Source organism: Pseudomonas entomophila, from assembly GCF_013523165.1.
Taxonomy (GTDB): Bacteria; Pseudomonadota; Gammaproteobacteria; order Pseudomonadales; family Pseudomonadaceae; genus Aquipseudomonas; species Aquipseudomonas entomophila_A.
This window is the reverse complement of record NZ_JAAMQI010000059.1, coordinates 1-579: the sequence shown is the minus strand read 5'-3', so window position 1 is coordinate 579 and position 579 is coordinate 1. Positions and strand designations below refer to the sequence as shown.

Sequence of the window (579 nt, the reverse complement as noted above, 5' to 3'; positions counted from 1 at the left end):
TAATGGTTGCGTTGACCGAGCCTGCGTCGATGTACGGATCGTCGCCTGGAGCTGCAACCGTGATGCTGCCTACGGTCTGGCCTGCTGCGACGGTAATCACCGAGCCGTTGCTCAAGGTGACCGTCACCGGCGTCTGCGCAGCATTGGTCAGGGTCGCGGTGTAGACGATCTGCCCGCCTTCAGCCACGGTCGGCGTCGCGCTCAGGGCCACGGTCGTGGTGGTGCTGGTACCTGGACCATCGGTCACGGTGGTGCTCGGCGTACCCGACGTGACCAGATTCTCGTAATTGCCACCGCTAACGTCAGTGATGCTGTTGGTCACAGGCGGGTTAGTGGCATACACGTTGTCCGGAGCGGTGAAGTTCACCGAACCCGTGCTGGCACCTACCGGAATCGTGATGGTCTGGCCGTTGGCCAGAGTTACGACCAGCGGTGCCTCGGTAACTGGGGCGGTGACGCTGGCGGTGTAGGTAATCACACCACCTTCGGTGACCGACGGAGTCGCGGTCAGGGTAACGGTGCTGGTGTCGATGGTGTCGGTAACAGCAGTCACCGCCGGGGTACCGTTGACCGCCAGGT

The 579-nt window shown here is 62.7% G+C and carries 1 protein-coding gene; it reads right to left on the bottom strand.

The features are described 5' to 3' along the window. On the bottom strand, positions 1–579 hold a 579-nt coding region (locus G7Z99_RS19630; protein ID WP_181096820.1), incomplete at both ends, for an immunoglobulin-like domain-containing protein.